The sequence below is a fragment of the Chitinophaga sp. YIM B06452 genome (assembly GCF_039655965.1).
Classification (GTDB): domain Bacteria; phylum Bacteroidota; class Bacteroidia; order Chitinophagales; family Chitinophagaceae; genus Chitinophaga.
The window spans coordinates 598010-615768 of record NZ_JAWLKY010000001.1 but is presented as its reverse complement, the minus strand read 5'-3'; the positions used below and the strand labels follow the sequence as shown (position 1 = coordinate 615768).

15 protein-coding genes are annotated in these 17759 nt (G+C 54.6%); 2 read left to right on the top strand and 13 right to left on the bottom strand.

What is annotated here, in order from left to right:
- Positions 1-6: 6 nt before the first annotated feature.
- Positions 7-1809 carry an ABC transporter ATP-binding protein gene (locus R3I13_RS02160; RefSeq protein ID WP_346316271.1) on the bottom strand — a complete coding sequence of 601 codons (1803 nt, stop codon included), beginning with the start codon at positions 1807-1809 and terminating at the stop codon, positions 7-9.
- A gap of 211 nt (positions 1810-2020) precedes the next feature.
- On the opposite strand from R3I13_RS02160, the gene R3I13_RS02155 reads away from it, so the two are divergent.
- Positions 2021-4159, top strand: coding sequence for an elongation factor G (locus R3I13_RS02155; RefSeq protein WP_346316270.1), 2139 nt, complete (start codon positions 2021-2023; stop codon positions 4157-4159).
- Here R3I13_RS02155 and R3I13_RS02150 read toward each other — a convergent pair.
- The 5 genes from R3I13_RS02150 to ubiE all read right to left on the bottom strand — a co-directional run bounded on the left by R3I13_RS02150 (position 4156) and on the right by ubiE (position 10022).
- Entirely contained in the window at positions 4156-5748 is a 1593-nt protein-coding gene (locus R3I13_RS02150) for a YifB family Mg chelatase-like AAA ATPase (protein ID WP_346316269.1), read from the bottom strand. The genes R3I13_RS02155 and R3I13_RS02150 overlap by 4 nt on opposite strands.
- 42 nt (positions 5749-5790) lie before the next feature.
- Positions 5791-7119, bottom strand: a complete 1329-nt coding sequence (locus tag R3I13_RS02145; protein ID WP_346316268.1) for a DNA mismatch repair protein MutS — start codon at positions 7117-7119, stop codon at positions 5791-5793.
- Between the two features lie 127 nt (positions 7120-7246).
- Positions 7247-8584: a dihydroorotase gene (locus tag R3I13_RS02140; RefSeq protein ID WP_346316267.1), complete on the bottom strand. Its 1338-nt coding sequence runs from the start codon at positions 8582-8584 to the stop codon at positions 7247-7249.
- 17 nt (positions 8585-8601) lie between these two features.
- Positions 8602-9306, bottom strand: coding sequence for an outer membrane beta-barrel protein (locus R3I13_RS02135; RefSeq protein ID WP_346316266.1), 705 nt, complete (start codon positions 9304-9306; stop codon positions 8602-8604).
- Positions 9279-10022, bottom strand: coding sequence for a bifunctional demethylmenaquinone methyltransferase/2-methoxy-6-polyprenyl-1,4-benzoquinol methylase UbiE (gene ubiE / locus R3I13_RS02130; RefSeq protein WP_346316265.1), 744 nt, complete (start codon positions 10020-10022; stop codon positions 9279-9281). The genes R3I13_RS02135 and ubiE overlap by 28 nt, the downstream gene beginning before the upstream one ends.
- Before the next feature lie 42 nt (positions 10023-10064).
- Here ubiE and yihA point away from each other — a divergent pair, with 42 nt between their 5' ends.
- Positions 10065-10673, top strand: a complete 609-nt coding sequence (gene yihA / locus R3I13_RS02125) for a ribosome biogenesis GTP-binding protein YihA/YsxC (RefSeq protein WP_346316264.1) — start codon at positions 10065-10067, stop codon at positions 10671-10673.
- Here the strand turns inward: yihA and R3I13_RS02120 are convergent.
- The 7 genes from R3I13_RS02120 to R3I13_RS02090 form a co-directional block, all read right to left on the bottom strand.
- A complete protein-coding gene (locus R3I13_RS02120; protein WP_120518413.1) occupies positions 10670-11143 on the bottom strand; it encodes a ribonuclease H-like YkuK family protein in 474 nt (157 codons plus the stop codon). The two genes, yihA and R3I13_RS02120, sit on opposite strands and share 4 nt — an antisense overlap.
- Before the next feature lie 164 nt (positions 11144-11307).
- Positions 11308-11679 (bottom strand): CoA-binding protein, encoded by a 372-nt coding sequence (locus R3I13_RS02115; protein ID WP_346316263.1) that lies wholly within the window; start codon positions 11677-11679, stop codon positions 11308-11310.
- A 75-nt stretch (positions 11680-11754) separates the two neighbouring features.
- The gene (locus R3I13_RS02110; protein WP_346316262.1) at positions 11755-12705 is read right to left on the bottom strand and encodes a TIGR01777 family oxidoreductase; all 951 of its coding nucleotides are present in this window, start codon (positions 12703-12705) and stop codon (positions 11755-11757) included.
- An 80-nt stretch (positions 12706-12785) separates the two neighbouring features.
- Complete coding sequence (locus R3I13_RS02105; protein ID WP_346316261.1) at positions 12786-13292, bottom strand: MarR family transcriptional regulator; 507 nt, start codon at positions 13290-13292, stop codon at positions 12786-12788.
- A gap of 182 nt (positions 13293-13474) precedes the next feature.
- The gene (locus R3I13_RS02100; protein ID WP_346316260.1) at positions 13475-13864 is read right to left on the bottom strand and encodes a VOC family protein; all 390 of its coding nucleotides are present in this window, start codon (positions 13862-13864) and stop codon (positions 13475-13477) included.
- 213 nt (positions 13865-14077) lie between these two features.
- Positions 14078-15745: a pyruvate dehydrogenase complex dihydrolipoamide acetyltransferase gene (locus tag R3I13_RS02095; RefSeq protein WP_346316259.1), complete on the bottom strand. Its 1668-nt coding sequence runs from the start codon at positions 15743-15745 to the stop codon at positions 14078-14080.
- Between the two features lie 108 nt (positions 15746-15853).
- On the bottom strand, positions 15854-17740 hold the full coding sequence (locus R3I13_RS02090) for a DNA polymerase III subunit gamma/tau (RefSeq protein WP_346316258.1): 1887 nt from the start codon (positions 17738-17740) through the stop codon (positions 15854-15856).
- Between the last annotated feature and the right edge of the window lie 19 nt (positions 17741-17759).

The window sequence follows — 17759 nt, the reverse complement described above, 5'->3', positions numbered from 1 at the left end:
CCCGGTTTATGCCACGGGTTGTGCGCTTTCGGAGCTTTTCCTTTCCCCGATCTGCTGGCGCCACATGGCGTAATACAGCCCTTTTTCATCCAGCAGGGAGTAGTGGGTACCGGTTTCCACGATACGGCCTTTTTCGAGCACGTAAATGCGGTCTGCATGCATGATGGTACTCAGCCTGTGAGCGATCATCACGGTAATATGTTCTTTGCTGGAGGTCACCTGGCGCACGGTTTGGGTGATCTCTTCTTCGGTGATGGAATCCAGCGCGGAAGTGGCTTCGTCGAACACCAGCAGGCGCGGCTGGCGCAGCAGTGCGCGGGCAATGGACAAACGTTGTTTCTCACCGCCGGAGATCTTGATGCCGCCTTCGCCGATCACGGTGTCTATGCCTTTCTCCGCCCGGGCCAGCAGGCTGTAGGCGGATGCGCGTTGCAGGGCGCTCATCATTTCTTCTTCCGTGGCCCTGGGGTTTACGAAAGCAAGGTTCTCGCGGATGGTGCCGGAAAACAGCTGCGTGTCCTGCGTTACAAACCCGATCTGGTGCCGCAGCTCCTCGATGTCTATGCTCGAACTGTTGAGCCCGTTGTAGAGGATGTCGCCTTCGCCGGGTTTGTACAAGCCAACCAAAAGCTTTACCAGCGTGGTCTTCCCGCTTCCTGAAGGACCAACGAACGCGATGGTCTCGCCTGTTTTTACGGAGAAGTTGATATCGTCCAGTGCTTTGTTGAGCGCGGTAAGGTGTTTGAATCCTACCTGGTTGAATGTCAGTTCGCGGATATTGGAGAGCTTGGGCGGGTTCTCGGGCGTTGCTTCTACCGGCGTTTGCAGTATCCGCTCGAAATTGCCGAGGGAAACCTGTGCTTCGCGGTAGGCGAGGATGATGTTGCCCAATTCCTGCAATGGTCCGAAGAGGAAGAAGGAGTACAGCTGCAGGGTGAAGAGCTGGCCGATGGTGGCCACATCCCCGTACACCAGCCACAGCAGCAGGAACAGGATGCTGGAACGCAGCAGGTTCACGAAAGTGCCCTGTACGAACGCGATGCTGCGCACGCTGCGCACCTTCTTCAGTTCCAGCAGCAATATTTTCATGGTGTTCGCATTCAGGCGGCGGATCTCCTGGTGGGTAAGCCCCAGGCTCTTCACCAGCTCGATGTTCCGCAGGCTCTCCGTGGTGGCGCCTGCCAGCACGGTGGTCTCTTTCACGATGCTCTTCTGGATGGTCTTGATCTTTTTACTGAGCACATTCATCAGCCAGCCCAGTATCACGCTGCCGCCGAAGTACACGAAAACCAGGCTCCAATGCACCCTGTAGGCGAATGCCATCACCACCACCACGCCAATGAAGGTGGTGAAAAGGATGTTGATGAAAGCGGAAATGAATTTTTCACTGTCCAGCCGCACCTTCTGCAGCACGGCCAGGGTTTCGCCGGAGCGCTGGTCCTCAAATTCCTGGTAAGGCAGCCGCATGGAATGGCGCAGGCCATCGGTATACATCTGCGCGCCCAGCTTTTGAGTAATGGCGCTCACGAAATAATCCTGGAAAGCTTTCGCAATGCGGCTGACCATGGCCACGCCGATGGAAGCCAGCAACAACAGCAGCACGCCTGTGATATATTGGTTCTCGCTGCGGAAGATCACAGGGCCTTTGCCTTCTGCATGAAGGGTGGCCGGGTGTGATGCGAATTTGTCCACGATCATCCCGAATATCCAGGGGTCCATGAGGGAAAACACCTGGTTGACAGCCGCCAGCAGCAATGCCAGCGCGATGAGCCATTTATAGTTCTGAAGATATTTAAGCAACAATTTCATGGGGCAAAGTTACTGGAAAAAGGGGCTGTATTGATGTTGGAACATTAATTTTAAACTGTACTTATCACGGTATTTACCCTAAAAATTGCGTAATTTAATAGTATAAGCCGGAAGGTTATCCACCAGCATGTTCTGAGCCTTAAAACTGATACTATTCCCCGAACGGCATACGCAAGAACCCGGCGTACATCACTGCTAAAACTCCTGCCGTATGAAAATGTATGATGAAAAACACATTAAAAATGTCGTGCTCATTGGCGCTGCCAAGAGCGGCAAAACCACGCTGGCCGAGGACATGCTGTTCGAGGCCGGCATCATCAGTAAACGCGGTTCCGTGGAGGAGCGGAACACGGTATCGGATTACCATGAAGTGGAGCACGAAAGGGGCAATTCCGTATACGCCACTACGTTGCACACGGAATGGCGCGATTACAAGATCAATATCATCGACACCCCGGGGCTGGAAGATTTTGCCGGGGAAGTGATATCGTCCGTACGCGTATGCGATACCGCGGTATTGCTGCTGCATGCCTACAATGGCGTGGAAGTAGGCACAGAGCTGATCTGGGACTATGTGGACCGTTACAACAGGCCCACCATCCTCGCGGTTAACCACCTTGACCATGAAAATGCCAACTATAACCAGGTGCTGGAACAGGCCAGGGGGTTTTTAGGCCATGCTGTGACCATTATGCAGTACCCTGTGAACCAGGGCCCCGGTTTCAATGCCATTATCGACCTGCTGAAAATGACCATGTACCGCTTCCCCGCGGGAGGCGGCAAACCTGAAAAACTCCCCATCCCGGAGGAGGAGCGTGAGCAGGCTGACAACCTGCACAACGCCCTCGTGGAAAAAGCCGCGGAGAACGATGATGCCCTGATGGAGCTGTTCTTCGAAAAAGGCAGCCTGGATGAAGACGAACTGCGCCAGGGCATCAAGATCGGGATGATGAAGCACCAGGTATTCCCCGTTTTCTGCCTCTGCGCCAGGAACAACATGGGCAGCGGCCGCCTGATGGGCTTTATCGACAATGTGGCGCCTTCTGCCGTGGAAATGCCGCCCGAGCTTTCTGAAGACGGAAAGGAAGTGCCCTGCGCCCCCGCCGGCCCCACCTGCCTGTTCGTATTCAAAACCTTGCTGGAACCGCATATCGGGAAACTCTCCTTTTTCAAGGTCATGAGCGGCGAAGTAAAAACAGGGCAGGAGCTGTACAATGAAAAGGGCAGCACCACGGAAAGGCTCAACCAGCTGTTCATCACAGACGGTAAGAACCGCCAGCCGGTAGACCGCCTGCGCTCCGGCGACATCGGCTGCACTCTCAAACTGAAAAATACTTTCACCAATCATACACTCAACGAAAAGAATTTCACCGCACAGATCGAGCCTATTCACTTTCCTCCGCCGAAAGTGCGGGTGGCCATTGTGGCGAAAAACAAAGGGGATGATGAAAAGCTCGGCGAAGTGCTCGCGGAGATACATACGGAAGACCCTACGCTGGAAATAGAATACAACCGCGAGCTGAAGCAGGTGATCCTCCACGGCCAGGGCGAGCTGCACCTGGCAGTGACCAAATGGCGGCTGGAAAACATCTACAACATGCAGGTGGAATATCTTCCCGCGCGCATTCCTTACCGCGAAACCATCCAGAAGCCGGCCCTGGCCAGCTACCGGCATAAAAAACAATCCGGCGGCGCGGGGCAGTTCGGCGAGGTGTATATGAAAATTGAACCCTACTACGATGGCATGCCCGTGAGCAAAGAATGGCCCGTGCGCGATACGGAAGAGATCGCGCTGAACTGGGGCGGCAAGCTGGTGTTCAACAACTGTATCGTGGGCGGCGCGATAGACGCGCGTTTCCTGCCTTCCATCCTCAAAGGCGTGATGGAAAAAATGCAGGAAGGCCCGCTCACCGGCTCTTACGTGCGCGACGTACGCGTAAGCGTGTACGACGGCAAAATGCATCCAGTAGACAGCAACGATATTTCCTTTAAAATAGCCGGCATGATGGCTTTCCGCGAAGCCTTCCACCAGGCAGCCCCGCAGCTGCTGGAGCCGGTCTACGACCTGGAAGCCACCGCCCCCGACGTTATGATGGGCGACATCATGAGCGAGCTGCAGACCCACCGCAGTGTGATCACGGGTATGGACAGCGGTTCTTCCAGCCAGGTGATAAAAGCCCGGACGCCGCAGGCCGAGCTGGACAAGCTCTATGCCGCGCTCCGCAACGTTACCCAGGGCAAAGCGAAAGTTAAAGCGGTGTTCGCCGAATACGCGCCTGTTCCTGCCGATGTGCAGAAGAAGCTGAGCGAGGATTACAAGAAAGTGGAGCAGACGAACGGCACGCATTAAAACTGCCGCCCCCAGCTCTCCCTGTCCAGCGTTCTGTACTGGATGGCCTCGGCGATATGATGCGGCGTGATCGCTGCCGAATCTTCCAGGTCTGCAATGGTGCGGCTCACTTTAATGATCCGTTCGTACGCACGGGCGGACAGCTGCAATTTTTTCATGGCCTGCGAAAGCAGTTCCCTCGCCTCGGGCGGCAGGCGGCAATAATGATGTAACTGTTTTGCGTTCATCTGCGCGTTGGAATACGTGGAAACAGCGGCTCCTGGAGAGCTTGTTGCGCCGGAACCGGCGGAAGCCGGGAGAAAGGGTTTATTAAGTTCCCGGAAACGCAGGGCCTGCCTGTTGCGCGCAGCGATCACCCGTTTACGTACCTCTTCGCTTGTTTCCGCCTGTACCGTACTTGCCAGCGACGACGGGTTTACCGGTGTCACTTCCACATGCAGGTCTATGCGGTCCAGCAGCGGGCCGGAGATGCGGTTCAGGTATTTCTGTACCATGCCCGGCATGCAGGTGCAGCTTTTCTGCGGGTGGTTGAAATAGCCGCAGGGACAGGGATTCATGGCGGCTACCAGCATGAAAGTGGCAGGAAAATCTGCTGAGTTGCGCGCGCGGGAAATGGTGACCTTCCGTTCTTCCATCGGCTGGCGCAGTACTTCCAGTACTGAGCGTTTATATTCCGGCAATTCGTCGAGGAACAAAACGCCATTTTGCGCAAGCGATATTTCACCCGGCTGCGGAATGCTGCCGCCGCCTACCATGGCCATATCGCTCATGGTATGGTGGGGCGAACGGAAAGGGCGCATGGTGATAATGCCGGTCGCTTCACCCAGCTTGCCTGCTACAGAATGGATGCGGGTGGTTTCCAATGCTTCTTCAAGGCTCAGCGGCGGCAATATGGTAGGCAGCCTTTTCGCCAGCATCGTTTTGCCCGCTCCCGGCGGCCCTATCAGGATGATATTATGCCCGCCCGCCGCCGCTATTTCCATGGCGCGCTTCACCGTACCCTGCCCTTTGATCTCTGCAAAATCCACCTCGGAAGAAAAGTCCGCGCAATAAGGCTGCGGAATTTCAGGCGGTCTTTCTGCTCCCTGCAAAAAGGCCAGCACTTCGCTGATATGCGGCATGCCGAATACTTCCAAACTTTCCACCACCGCTGCTTCCCGCGCGTTCTGCATAGGCAGGATGATGCCGCTGAAACCTTCTTTTTTCGCCTGCATGGCCATCGGCAGCACGCCGCGGATAGGCCGCAGCGCCCCGTCCAGCGAAAGCTCGCCCATGATGATGTATGTATGCGGGGAACGGGTGAAAGCAACCTGATTCGATGCGGCAATGATGCCCAGGGCAATAGGCAGGTCGTAAGCGGAGCCCGCCTTGCGGATGCCTGCCGGCGCCATGTTTACCACGGTGCGCATGCGCGGCATTTTATAACCGATGTTCTTGATCACCGTTTCGATGCGGAACTCGCTTTCCTTAACGGCATTGTCGGGCAGCCCGACCAGGCAGAAACGTATGCCCGGGGCTACGTTCACTTCTATCGTAATGGTAATGGCTTCCACGCCGTGAATGGCGCTGCCGAAGATCTTGACGAGCATGGGACAAACAATGGTTGTTACCTTCCGAAGATAACGAATTTCTTATTTCATGTTCGCCAGCAGCTCAATAACTTTTTCTTTCCGCAAAATAAGGTACCCGATCTTTTCTTTCGCAATGCCGTCTTTCAGCTCGTAAGTGAAATGCAGGTTGTCGTCTATCACTTCCGACTGGAAATATTTAAAAATGATCTGGTCTTCGCCGCGCAGCTCTTCCGCGATCTCGTACAGGTGCGTGGAAAGGATGTACAGGCAGCGGTGATTGTTCAGCAGCCCGCGGATCACGGCCAGGGAACAGTTCTTCGCGTCTTCAACGTTCGTGCCTTTGAACATTTCATCGATCAGTATCAGCCAGTTCTTGCCGTCGCTGATCTTGATGATGGTGTTCTTGATGCGCTGCACTTCGTTGTAGAAATAACTTTCCCCTTTGAAGATGTTATCCTTCACGTCGATATTGCTGAGGATGCCGTGGAAGAAGCTCAGTCGCATGTTCTCCGCGGGCACGCCCATGCCCAGGTGCGCCAGGAACACGGCAATGCCCACCGCCCTGATGAAGGTGGTCTTGCCCGCCATGTTGGCGCCTGTGAGGAAAATAAAATGCCGGTGCGGGTCCATCGCCACGTCGTAGGCAACGGGCTGCGGCAATATCATGTGGTACAGTTGCCTGATCTCGATATGAGGTTTGCCTTCTTCTGAGAACACGGGGAAGTTGAGCTTAAAATGACGGATAGCCATGGCCATGCTGTGATACGCGTCCAGCCGGGTATACAGCTCGGTCAGCTCCCAGAGCACTTTTTTATGTCTCTTGCGGATGAGCTTGTCGTAGCGCAGTATCTGCACGAAATTCAGCGTTCCCCGTTCATGCATGGCGGTGATGTCGTGAAACTCGCGCTGGTTGATGAGGATGCGCGCCCTTTCCAGCAGCAGGCGCAGGTTGGCCGGTGCTTCGGTGGCCTGGAAGGTTTCCGTCAGGAACCTGAAACCATTGATGAGGTTCAGCAGCTGGTCGAACGAAAATTTAATGAACCCGAAATCGGGCGCGTAAATGGTTTTGGTGATGAGCGCGTTGACATACAGGAGCGGGCCTTCGGAGGTGGAGATGGGTTCTATCTCGGCATTGAGATAGTTTTCCACGACCACGATGGTGCCGTTGGTGATCATCGGCGGCCAGGCGTCTTCTTTTTCCAGCAGGAACTGCAGCATTTGCTGGCGGTTGCGGATGGCCTCGGTGTCTTTGAGCGGGTTGCTGAAAAGCGTGCGCAGGTATTCCCTTCCGCCCGAGGTAGTGGTAAAATCCAGCTTATGGAACAGGGAATATTCGTCTTCCCGGTTAAAGATCGACAGGTCGAGGTAGGTTGTTTTATCCAGCTCCATGCGCAGAATTTTTGGTGAATTTACAGTGAAACATGTTAACGTGGAAGATGCAGGCCCGTGAATTTTCCATAAATGACACGGGCCGGAAACGCATGGTTCCCGGCCCGTTATGCTCATTGGCAGCAGCTTATGCGTTGAATAACAACCGTTGCCCCAGCTGGTTTTCGTTGAACGTACCGTTTTCGTATGCCAGGTGGCCATTCACAAAGGTATGGGTAACGGCCGCCGGGAAGGTATGTCCCTCAAACGGGCTCCAGCCGCAATGGTAGTGGATATTGGATTTGCTGACAGTCGTTTGTGCATTGAGGTCCACGATCACACAGTCTGCAAAATAACCCTCGCGCAGGTATCCTCTTTCGCGCACGCGGAAACAATCTGCCGGGGCGTGGCTCATTTTCTGCACCATTTTTTCGATGGAGAAACGCCCTGCCTTTACCTGCTCGAGCATCATGAGCAGGCTGTGCTGCACCAGCGGCACGCCGGAAGGCGCCTGCAGGTAGGCCTGTTGCTTTTCGTCCCAGGTATGGGGCGCGTGATCGGTGGCAATGATATCCAGCTTATCGTCCAGCAGGCCCTGCCAGAGCGCTTCGCGGTGGTGCGGCGCTTTAATGGCGGGATTGCATTTGATGAGGTTGCCGTATTTCGTATAGTCGTTGGCGGTAAACCAGAGGTGATGCACGCACACTTCGGCGGTGATCCTTTTTTCTTTCAGCGGCAGCAGGTTGCTGAACAGCTGTAATTCCTTTTCGGTGGAAATATGCAGGATGTGCAGGCGGGAATTATGTTTCATGGCAAACTGCACGGCCACGAGCGAGGACTCGAAGCAGGCCTCTTCGTTGCGGATCAGCGGGTGGTCTGCCGCGGAAAGGTTGTCGCCTTTTTCCTGCTTGTATTTCTCCATGTTGGCGCGGATGATCTTTTCATCTTCGCAATGGGTAGCGATCAGCAGTTCTATTTCGGAGAAGATCTTTTCGAGGGTAAGGAAATTGTCTACCAGCATATTGCCGGTGGATGAGCCCATGAATATCTTCACGCCGGCTACGCGGTCTTTCTTCGCATTGGTCTTCAGCACTTCTTCCGCATTGTCGTTGGCCACGCCCATAAAAAAGGAGTAGTTGGCCAGCGAGGTACGGGCGCCGATGTCGTATTTTTCTTCTAATCTTTCCTGTGTAACGGCTTCAGGCTTGGTATTGGGCATTTCCATGAAGCTGGTGGTGCCGCCGGCCACGGCTGCGCGGGCTTCTGAGCGGATGGTGGCCTTGTGGGTGAGGCCGGGCTCGCGGAAGTGCACCTGGTCGTCTATCACGCCGGGCAGCAGGTGCTTGCCGGTGCCGTTTATCTCTTTGCCTGTTTCACTGATCTGCGGGGCGATCTTTTCGATACGGCCGTTGCGCAGCAGCACGTCCTGCACGCTGGTAACGCCTTCATTTACTACGGATATATTTTTGATGATGACATTTTGCATGCCGCAAAGGTAAAACTTTACCCCTGAAGATGGATGGAAAACACGATCATGCGGGAATTGAGCTGGTCGATCACGTTGGAATAACGGAGGTTGGGGTCCCGCACGTGCACATCGTTCAAACCGTTGCTGATCTTGAATTCCGGGGTGAAGATGAAGGAAGGGAAATAAAATTCGAACCCCGCGCCAAGTTCATAACCATAAGTGGTCTTGTTGATCTTCACGAGATCTTCCGCCAGGCGCACGCTTTTGTTGGACGCGAGGTCGTGGTCCAGCTTCATGCCGGCGATAGTGTATACGCGCATGTTGCCGATGCGGTCCGATTTGAATTTTATTTGCAGGGGAAAACTCACCACGATGGATTCCACTTTCTTTTCGGTGGCGCGGTCCGGGTAGTTTTCGCGGAAATAGAGGTTCTTATTGGCGAAAAAGAGCTGCGGGTTGAAGCGGAGGTCGAACCGGTTGCTGAGGCGGAGATTGGCCAGCAGGCCGAGGTTGAAGCCGACGGTCTTCAGCGGTTCTGCCACCATGATGGAATCCTGGTGGAGGAAGAGGTCTGAATGCGAGAGCCTGAAATAGGACTGGTTCGCGGCCAGGGTGATGCCGAAGTAGTAGGGCTTGCGGTCATGTTCCTCCATGTTCATTTGCGCGCTGGCAGAGAGTGATATGGTACTTAAAAGGAGTAACAATGCCCCCGTTAGCGGGTAGCGCAATAAATTGAACATATTCCGAAGGTTAGCGTTTTGCATGTAACAGCCTGGAACCCAACTTTGTGTAAAATATCGCACATCGCCTGGCCTTGCGGGAAAGCCTTCACAGAGTCGGGCAAATAGCTGTATGCTGCTTTGTTCCGGGCTATCCATTTCCCGATCAAGGGCGTAATGTAGCGAAAATAAAAATTATACAACTGTTTCACGGGCGTTTTGGTGGGATTGGAAAACTCCAGTATCACCGCTTTCCCGCCGGGTTTGAGCACCCTGCACATTTCCGCCAGCCCCTTTTCAAGGTTCTCAAAATTCCGGACGCCGAAGGCCGCCGTTATGGCATCAAACGTTGCATCGGGGAAACTTATTGTTTCGCTGTCGCCCTGCTGGAGGGTAATAACGCTGTCCAGCCCGGCTTTAGTGACCTTTTCGCGGCCCAGGGCCAGCATTCCTTCAGAAATATCTATGCCGATGATCTTTTCGGGCTGCAGCATGCGCTGGGCCATAATGGCCACGTCGCCGGTGCCTGTGGCCACGTCCAGCATGGTTTTGGGCTGAAGGGGCTGCAGCAGCCTGAGGGCTTTTTTGCGCCACTGAACGTCTATGCCCATGCTCATGAAATGGTTCAGGAAGTCGTACCTGCCTGCAATATCATCGAACATGTGGGCTATCTGCTCCTTCTTGCTTAATTTTGACCCTTCAAAAGGAACCACTTTCTGTACATCATTGCTCGCCATAGTGGGGCAAAGGTAACAGAAGGGCCGCAAAATGGGAAAATTATGGTGATCAAATCTGCTGAATACCTGATCAGTAATGTGGACTGGCAAAAGTGCCCTCCGCCGGATATGCCGGAATACGCTTTCATCGGCCGTTCCAACGTGGGCAAAAGCAGCCTGATCAATATGCTGGCCAACCAGCATAACCTGGCAAAAACCTCCGGCACACCGGGTAAAACGCAGCTGATCAATCATTTCCTGATCAATAAAGACTGGTACATCGTGGACCTGCCAGGGTATGGCTTTGCGAAGGTTTCCCAGAGCCAGCGCCGCAGCTGGGAGCAGATGATCGAAAATTATTTGAGGAAACGGCCCAACCTGGTGAATGTGTTTGTGCTGATAGACAGCCGGCTGACCCCGCAGAAGATCGATATAGAGTTCATTAACCAGCTCGGGGAGTGGCAGGTGCCGTTCCAGCTGGTTTTTACAAAGGCAGACAAGAACACGCAGCTGGAAACCAGCCGTAATGTGAAGGCTTTTTTGAACAAACTCCGCGAAACCTGGCAGTTCCTGCCGGCGAATTACGTCACATCCACCGTCAAGAAAACAGGCCGGGACAAGATCCTGGAGTTTATCGACGAAATGAACGGGCGCTTTCAGCGCATCGCTTAATTCACGATCTTGTTGGCGCAGGAGCTGCTGGCAAATGCTTCAGGCTTGGCCTTGAAGGCAAACCCCATCCCGAGGATGTAGCCCATGGCTTCCCGGAGGGCCAGGTTGCTTTTGAACTGGGGATTGGTGTTGATGTCTGCATGCACTTCCATGTCCACATCGTACTCGGTGAACAGGTCGCATAATTCATACGCGATCTCGATGCTTTTTGCGACTTCCACCAGCATTCTTTCTTTGATGGAATAAACGTCCCGCGTTTTTTCGTTGTGGATGAACATGAACCCGCCGTGGCCTTCACGCAGGAACACGATAACGGTGGCAAATTCCGTTTCAAGCCCTTTTACCTGTGAGTCTGTGCCGATGCAGACCTTTAAGCGGTGGCCAAGGCCGGTTTCCCGGACGATGGCGTGCCGCACTTCCTCCTTAATGGGCAACTGAATAGGTTCGCCGTTGAATCTTCTCCATTTCATGGGTTGTAAGTTTAGAACGGTAAAGCGTATACGAATGCCTGTCTGTTGGGTCTTTGGCCGGAGGGGTTAACAGGATGTATGAAGTATTGTCCGAATATACGACTTTTTACTGCAGTGAGTGTTACCGCAATATGAAGGGTGGAGGATTGGGGAAATTGTGTGGATTAGTACTGGCCGGTGCTCAGCATCACCAGCGTGCAGGCGGGCTGTGCCTTGATGCCGTTGGCTTCAGCGAGCTGGATGAGTTCGGGGTTTTCCGTGCCGGGGTTAAAAATGATCCGTTTGGGTTTCAGGCTGAGGATGTAATCGTAGTATTCCTGCTGCCGGAGCGGGTTCAGGTATAACGTGACCGTATCAACGCCTTCTGCCTGCGGATGCGCTGCCGTGATGGGCGTATCGCCGATGTTGCCGTCCCGCTGGCCGATGGCGAGCACCGGGTGGCCGTGCGCCCTCAGCCGGGTAACGGCCAGGTAGCTGTAGCGGTCCGGGTGGGGCGAAGCGCCGAGAACAACGGTCAGTTTAGGTGTATCTGCCATGGGTCCAAAGTTAATGATTCCATGCAGAACGGCTCAAAAGTTATACCACGATGGAATGCATGACATTGTTGCATTTCAGAACAAATGATACGCCTTCCGGGGCAATTGTCCCACGATCTGTTGCATGGCTTCGCGCAAATGCGGGTATTTGAAGGTGAACCCGGCCTGTGTGATACGCGTGGGCAGCACCCAGCGGCTTTTGAGCAGCAATTCCGTTTCCGTGCCTATCAGCGCGGCGCCGATGCTCAGCATCCACGCCGGGGCGGGAAGGCCGAAGAGATGGCCCGCGGTTTTGCGCAGGGTGGCCATGAATTCGGTGTTGCTTACGGGATTGGGGGCGGAACAGTTATACGTGCCTTCGCATTCCGGGTGGTGGCAGAGCCATTCCATCATCCGCGCCACGTCGGTGACGTGCACCCAGCTGTAACGCTGCCTGCCATTGCCCTGGCGGCCGCCCAGCCCGAATTTCACGAGGTTGAGGTAAGGTTCCATCACCCCGCCTTTCCCCAGCGTCACCGCGATGCGCAGGATCACTTTGCGGGTGTGCGGAAGCGCGATATCGTTGAAAGCCTGTTCCCATTTCTTACAAACCTGCACGGAAAAATCATTTTCGATCTCGCCGGTGAATTCATCCATCGGCCGGTCTTCCGCATGGCGGTAGATGGTAGCAGAACCGGCGTTGATCCAGAGCGCGGGCGGCTGTTTCAGCCCTTTGATAGCCTCGCCCAGCGCGGTGGTGCTGGCGGTGCGGCTGTCGAATATCGCGGCTTTATTGGCTTCGGTGTAACGGCAGTTCACACTTTTGCCGGAGAGGTTCACCAGCAGGTCCGCCCCTTCAAGCGCTTCCGTCCAGGGGCCGGTATGGCGGCCGTCCCATTGCACATAGGTAACGTTGGGCCGGGCATGCCCGTTCAACCCGCTCCCGCGGGTGAGTACCACGATATCGTTGCTGCCGCCGAAATATTCAATGAGCCCGGCGCCGATAAACCCGGAGCCTCCTGCTATCACGATCTTTTTATTTTTCATACAAGGGATGTTTTAGAACTTTCAGAAAAAAATGAAACATTATAATATAAAAATGATGAAGGCTGCCCGGGAAGCATATCTTAGCGGATCACCTTCAGCAGGGTGCTGTAAAACCAGTGTTCTTCGGATTTGATGAAGGCGTTGAGCGCGGCATCGGTCTGGTGCGCGAATTTCTGGATGTTCTGGATGGTTTCCCGGAAAGCCTTTACGTGTTTGTCTTTCTGGTCGCCTTCCACTTTGTTGAGCTGGAGCAATACTTTGAGGATAGGGTCCAGCTCGCGTTTTTTCCTTTCGCGGGCGATGGCGGTGCCCGCTTTCCAGATATCTTTCTCTGCGATAAAAAATTCTTTTCTTTCGCCGGGCACGAGCACTTTTTCCACGATGCCCCAGTTCATCAGCTCGCGTACGTTCATGTTGGCATTGCCGCGGGAGATGTCCAGCGCTTCCATGATCTCTTCAGCGCTCATAGGTTCGGGAGCGATGAGGAGGAGGGCATGGATCTGCGCCATGGTGCGGTTAACGCCCCATTGCGCGCCCAGCAGGCCCCATGCCTGGATGAACTGTGCTTTGGCTTCTGGCAATTTCATATCTCAAAGCTATAGAATGTTTTTGAACTTTCAAAAGTTATTGAAAATTATTTTAGGAGAGAATGGAGAAAGACGTGCATATAAGCCGGGGCTTTAGTAGGGCTTTAGTAAGGCTTTAGTAGGGATACCATAATGGAACCGTAGTAAATCGATTTAGAGAAATTTATATGTGATGATAAGCCTCATGCTTCCGAGTGCAACCCGATCCGGTTGCCTTCGCTGTCTGTAAATACAGCCTGGTAACCCATTTCCTGCTCGTTGGAGATAGGCGCTTTTTCATGCACGATGCGCCCGCCAGCGCCGGGTACGCGTTCCAGCACCTCCGAGAGGTCCGGCCCGCAATAAAAATAGACTACGCAGCCACGCTGGCTTGGCACCGCATCAGGCCCTTCCACGATCGCCCCGCCCACGCCGCCGTGCTGTTCGCCACAGGGGAACAATCCCATACGGTTGCCCCGCACCCGGGCTTCCTGCAGCTCGAAATTAAATACGGTGTTGTAAAATTTTCTGGCCCGATCAAAATTGCTGACTGGTATTTCAAACCATTTGAGGGCATTTTTGGGAACCGGCATTGCGTATTATTTGGGGGAATGGATATCAATTTAATAAAATATGGCGAGATTTTTAGATTTTTTTCAAACAAACTGAACGAAAAAGACAGTGGAAAATCTTATGCAGCCCGGAATGATGGTATTTTAACGGGAACGGATGTACGGAGATGCGGTCGGGAGAAAATAAAAAGGCCGTCCCGGTAGCGGAACGGCCTTTGATATACTGCAATATTGTTATACGAACATGGTAACCGGGTTCTCCAGGTAGCCTTTCAGCGTTACGAGGAAGCGGGAGCCCACTGCGCCGTCTACCGTACGGTGGTCGCAGCTCATGGTCACTTTCATGACGTTGGTGGCTTTGAACTGGCCGTTTTCCACGATCACTGTTTCCTTGATGGCGCCTACCGCGAGGATGGCGGAATCAGGCGGGTTGATGATGGCGGTGAACTGCTCGATGCCCATCATACCCAGGTTGGATACGGTGAAGGTATTGCCGGTGTAGTCTTGCGGCTGTAATTTCTTGTTCTTCGCTTTATCGTTCAGCACTTTGGTTTCGGCCGCGATCTGGGAGAAGCTCTTCTGGTCTGCAAAGCGGATCACAGGAACGATCAGCCCTTCGTCTACCGCCACGGCGGAGCCGATGTGGATGTGCTGGTGATGGCGGATGGTGTCTCCCAGCCAGCTGCTGTTCACGTCAGGGTGCTGGCGCAGCGCCATGGCGCAGGCTTTGATCACCATGTCGTTGAAGGAAACCTTGGCGGGAGATACTTTATTGATGGCTTCGCGGGCTTCGATCGCCTTGTCCATGTTGATCTCCATGGTAAGGTAGAAGTGCGGAGCGGAGAACTTGCTTTCACCGAGGCGGCGCGCGATGGCTTTGCGCATCTGCGATACGGGGGTATCGGTATGGCCTTCCTGGCCTGCGGGCGCAAATGCGGCCACTTTCGGGGCAGGAGCGCCGGCAGCGGCTGCGGGAGCTGCGGCAGGGGCGGCTTTGGAAGGCACGAAGCTGTCCACATCTTTTTTCACGATACGGCCGCCATCGCCGGTGCCGGGCACCTGGCTGATGTCGATGCCTTTTTCTTCAGCGAGCTTTTTAGCGAGGGGAGAGGCTTTCACCCTTCCGTCGCCGGAGGCGGCTGCGGCAGGCGCTGCTTCCGCTGCGGGAGCGGATGCGGCAGGAGCGGCTGAACCACCGGTTGCAGCAGCCTGGGGAGCTGCGGCGCCGCCGGATGTTTCGGCTGCCAGTATGGGTTCTACGTTGGTGCCTTTTTTACCTACGATCGCTATGATGCCGTTCACCTTGGCCACCTGGCCTTCGGGAACGCCCACATACAGCAGGGTACCGTCTGCATAACCGATCACTTCCATGGTCGCCTTGTCGGTTTCCACTTCGGCCAGCACGTCGTCTGACTTCACGGTATCGCCTACTTTTTTATTCCAGGTTACGATCTTTCCTTCGGTCATGGTGTCGCTGAGCAGCGGCATGCGGATCACGGTAGCGTCTTTCAGGGCTGCGTCCAGCGCGCCTTTGTCTACCTGTGCTGCAGCGGGAGCAGCGGCAGGAGCGGCTTCCGCTTTCGGGGCGGGGGCGGCTGCGTCTGCTTTGGGAGCGGCGGCCTGGGCGCCTCCGTTGCCTTCCAGCAGAGGTTTGTAATCTTCGCCGGGTTTACCCACAATGGCTATGATCTCATTTACCTTGGCGGCCTTTCCTTTCTCCACACCAATATATAACAACGTGCCGTCCGCATATCCCATTACCTCCATGGTGGCCTTGTCGGTCTCCACTTCGGCAATTATATCGTCGGACTTTACGGTATCGCCTACCTTCTTATGCCATTCCGCAATCACCCCTTCTGTCATCGTATCACTTAAAAGGGGCATTCTGATAACTTCTGCCATAGTGTTTCTTCGAAATTTTGCCCAAACCTACATGTTTTTGCGCAAAAACGCAATGCATGCGGGGGGCGGGTGTTTAAAAAATAACCATTCCCCGGACCGGGTAACGGTTTAGAAATCAAGTTCCATGTTCAATCTGTCTTTCAATTCTTTCACGAGCGGGTATTTCTCTACCATGCGCGCGTATTGTTCCCGGCTCGAAAGCGGCGCGGGGCCGGTATCTGCCTTTTCCTGCTGGCTTTCGTCCAGCTGAAGGGTCAGAATGAGGGCGTTGTTGCGGAATTTCTGCTTGAAGAACTCGGATATTTCCAGCTTTTCTTCTTCCATGAACCGGTATTGCACAATATTGCGGCTCACGATGCAGATCTCTTCAGGCCCCAGCATGGCGGTTTGGGCCAGTTGGAGATTGCTCACCACGGTCATTTTGTTGGCCTGCCTGAACCGGTCGATAAACTCGTCCCAGTACACGGCGATGGCGCCGGCGGTAAGGGGCACGGAGCTGGACGTTACGTTGGAAACCTGCTGCTGTTTGGCTGCCATGGCTTCTTTCATGGCTGCCAGGCCGGTCAGCTTGGGTTTGGCAGCGCCATTCCCTGCTGCGGGAGCGGGTTGGGAAGGCGGTGGAGCGGTATACGCCGGTTGCTGAACGGGCGCTGCCGGCTTTTCCTGCGGCGGCGTGTAGGCCGGGGCCGTTTTTTCAGGCGCGGCATAGGCCGCCGGGGCGGCTGCGCCCTTTTCCACTTCTATGGTGAGCCTGGGCTCCTGCGGTGTGATTGTTTTACTGGTAGCGGGTTTGCCGTAGATCGGCTGGGGCAGCGGGGCCCTCAGGCGCTGGGGAGCTCCTTCAGGAATCAGGTTTTTTTTTACCACTTCGCCTGTCTGGTCGTTGCTCACAAGGGTTACCGCCTGCTGGAGGTAACACAGCCTGATCAGCGCCATTTCCACATGCAGCCTTTTGTTGCGGGCCATCCTGTAGCCGATCTCGGTCTCATTCAGCAAATGCAGCGCCGTAACGAGGTAAGCGGAACTCACCCGGCCGCTCATTTGTTTGTAGCGCTCTTTCAGGTTGGCGCTCACTTCCATGAGGTGCAGCACTTTATCGTCTTTGCAAACGAGCAGGTTGCGAAGGAATTCCGCCCATCCGCCCAGGAAGTTGTCTCCCTCGAAACCTTTTTGCAGCACTTCGTCGAAGATCAGCAGGGCGCCGGCGATATCCTGCGCCAGCACAGATTCCATGACCCTGAAGAAATAATCGTAGTCGAGGATATTGAGATGTTCGAGGGTGTTCTGATAGGTCAGTTTGCCGCCGGTGAAGCTCACGATCTTGTCCAGCGTGCTGAGGGAGTCCCTCATGCAGCCGTCGGTCTTCTGGGCTATCAGGTGAAGGGCGTCGCCTTCGGCGGTCATATGTTCCTTGGTAACGATCTCCTGGAGATGGTCCACCGTGTCCTGTATGGTAATGCGCTTGAAATCGAAGATCTGGCAGCGGCTGAGGATGGTGGGGAGGATCTTGTGCTTTTCCGTGGTGGCGAGGATGAAGATCGCGTAGGATGGCGGTTCTTCCAGCGTTTTCAGGAAAGCGTTGAAGGCCGATGAGCTGAGCATGTGCACCTCATCGATGATGTATATCTTGTACTTACCGGCCTGGGGGGCAAAGCGCACCTGGTCTACCAGCGTCCGGATATCGTCTACGGAGTTGTTGGAAGCCGCGTCCAGCTCGTGGATGTTGAAGGAGCTGCCTTCGTTGAAGGTGCGGCAGGAATTGCACTCGTTGCAGGCTTCGCCATCGGGCTGGAGGTTCTCGCAGTTGATGGTTTTGGCCAGGATGCGCGCACAGGTGGTCTTACCCACGCCGCGCGGCCCGCAAAACAGGAAGGCATGGGCCAGCTGGTTGTTGCGGATGGCATTTTTGAGTGTAGTAGTGATATGGGCTTGCCCAACTACCGTGGAGAAGTTCTGCGGACGGTATTTACGGGCGGATACTATAAAATTTTCCATGATGGGACTCGCTCCTTTC

Bases quoted from the DNA above. Each gene is read 5' to 3' on its own strand.
- R3I13_RS02155 (WP_346316270.1), top strand. From the start codon at position 2,021: ATGAAAATGTATGATGAAAAACACATTAAAAATGTCGTGCTCATTGGC.
- R3I13_RS02090 (WP_346316258.1), bottom strand. From the start codon at position 17,740: ATGGAAAATTTTATAGTATCCGCCCGTAAATACCGTCCGCAGAACTTC.
- R3I13_RS02160 (WP_346316271.1), bottom strand. From the start codon at position 1,809: ATGAAATTGTTGCTTAAATATCTTCAGAACTATAAATGGCTCATCGCG.
- R3I13_RS02100 (WP_346316260.1), bottom strand. From the start codon at position 13,864: ATGCCGGTTCCCAAAAATGCCCTCAAATGGTTTGAAATACCAGTCAGC.
- R3I13_RS02115 (WP_346316263.1), bottom strand. From the start codon at position 11,679: ATGGCAGATACACCTAAACTGACCGTTGTTCTCGGCGCTTCGCCCCAC.
- ubiE (WP_346316265.1), bottom strand. From the start codon at position 10,022: ATGGCGAGCAATGATGTACAGAAAGTGGTTCCTTTTGAAGGGTCAAAA.
- R3I13_RS02135 (WP_346316266.1), bottom strand. From the start codon at position 9,306: ATGTTCAATTTATTGCGCTACCCGCTAACGGGGGCATTGTTACTCCTT.
- R3I13_RS02150 (WP_346316269.1), bottom strand. From the start codon at position 5,748: ATGCTCGTCAAGATCTTCGGCAGCGCCATTCACGGCGTGGAAGCCATT.
- R3I13_RS02095 (WP_346316259.1), bottom strand. From the start codon at position 15,745: ATGGCAGAAGTTATCAGAATGCCCCTTTTAAGTGATACGATGACAGAA.
- yihA (WP_346316264.1), top strand. From the start codon at position 10,065: ATGGTGATCAAATCTGCTGAATACCTGATCAGTAATGTGGACTGGCAA.
- R3I13_RS02145 (WP_346316268.1), bottom strand. From the start codon at position 7,119: ATGGAGCTGGATAAAACAACCTACCTCGACCTGTCGATCTTTAACCGG.
- R3I13_RS02140 (WP_346316267.1), bottom strand. From the start codon at position 8,584: ATGCAAAATGTCATCATCAAAAATATATCCGTAGTAAATGAAGGCGTT.
- R3I13_RS02110 (WP_346316262.1), bottom strand. From the start codon at position 12,705: ATGAAAAATAAAAAGATCGTGATAGCAGGAGGCTCCGGGTTTATCGGC.
- R3I13_RS02120 (WP_120518413.1), bottom strand. From the start codon at position 11,143: ATGAAATGGAGAAGATTCAACGGCGAACCTATTCAGTTGCCCATTAAG.
- R3I13_RS02105 (WP_346316261.1), bottom strand. From the start codon at position 13,292: ATGAAATTGCCAGAAGCCAAAGCACAGTTCATCCAGGCATGGGGCCTG.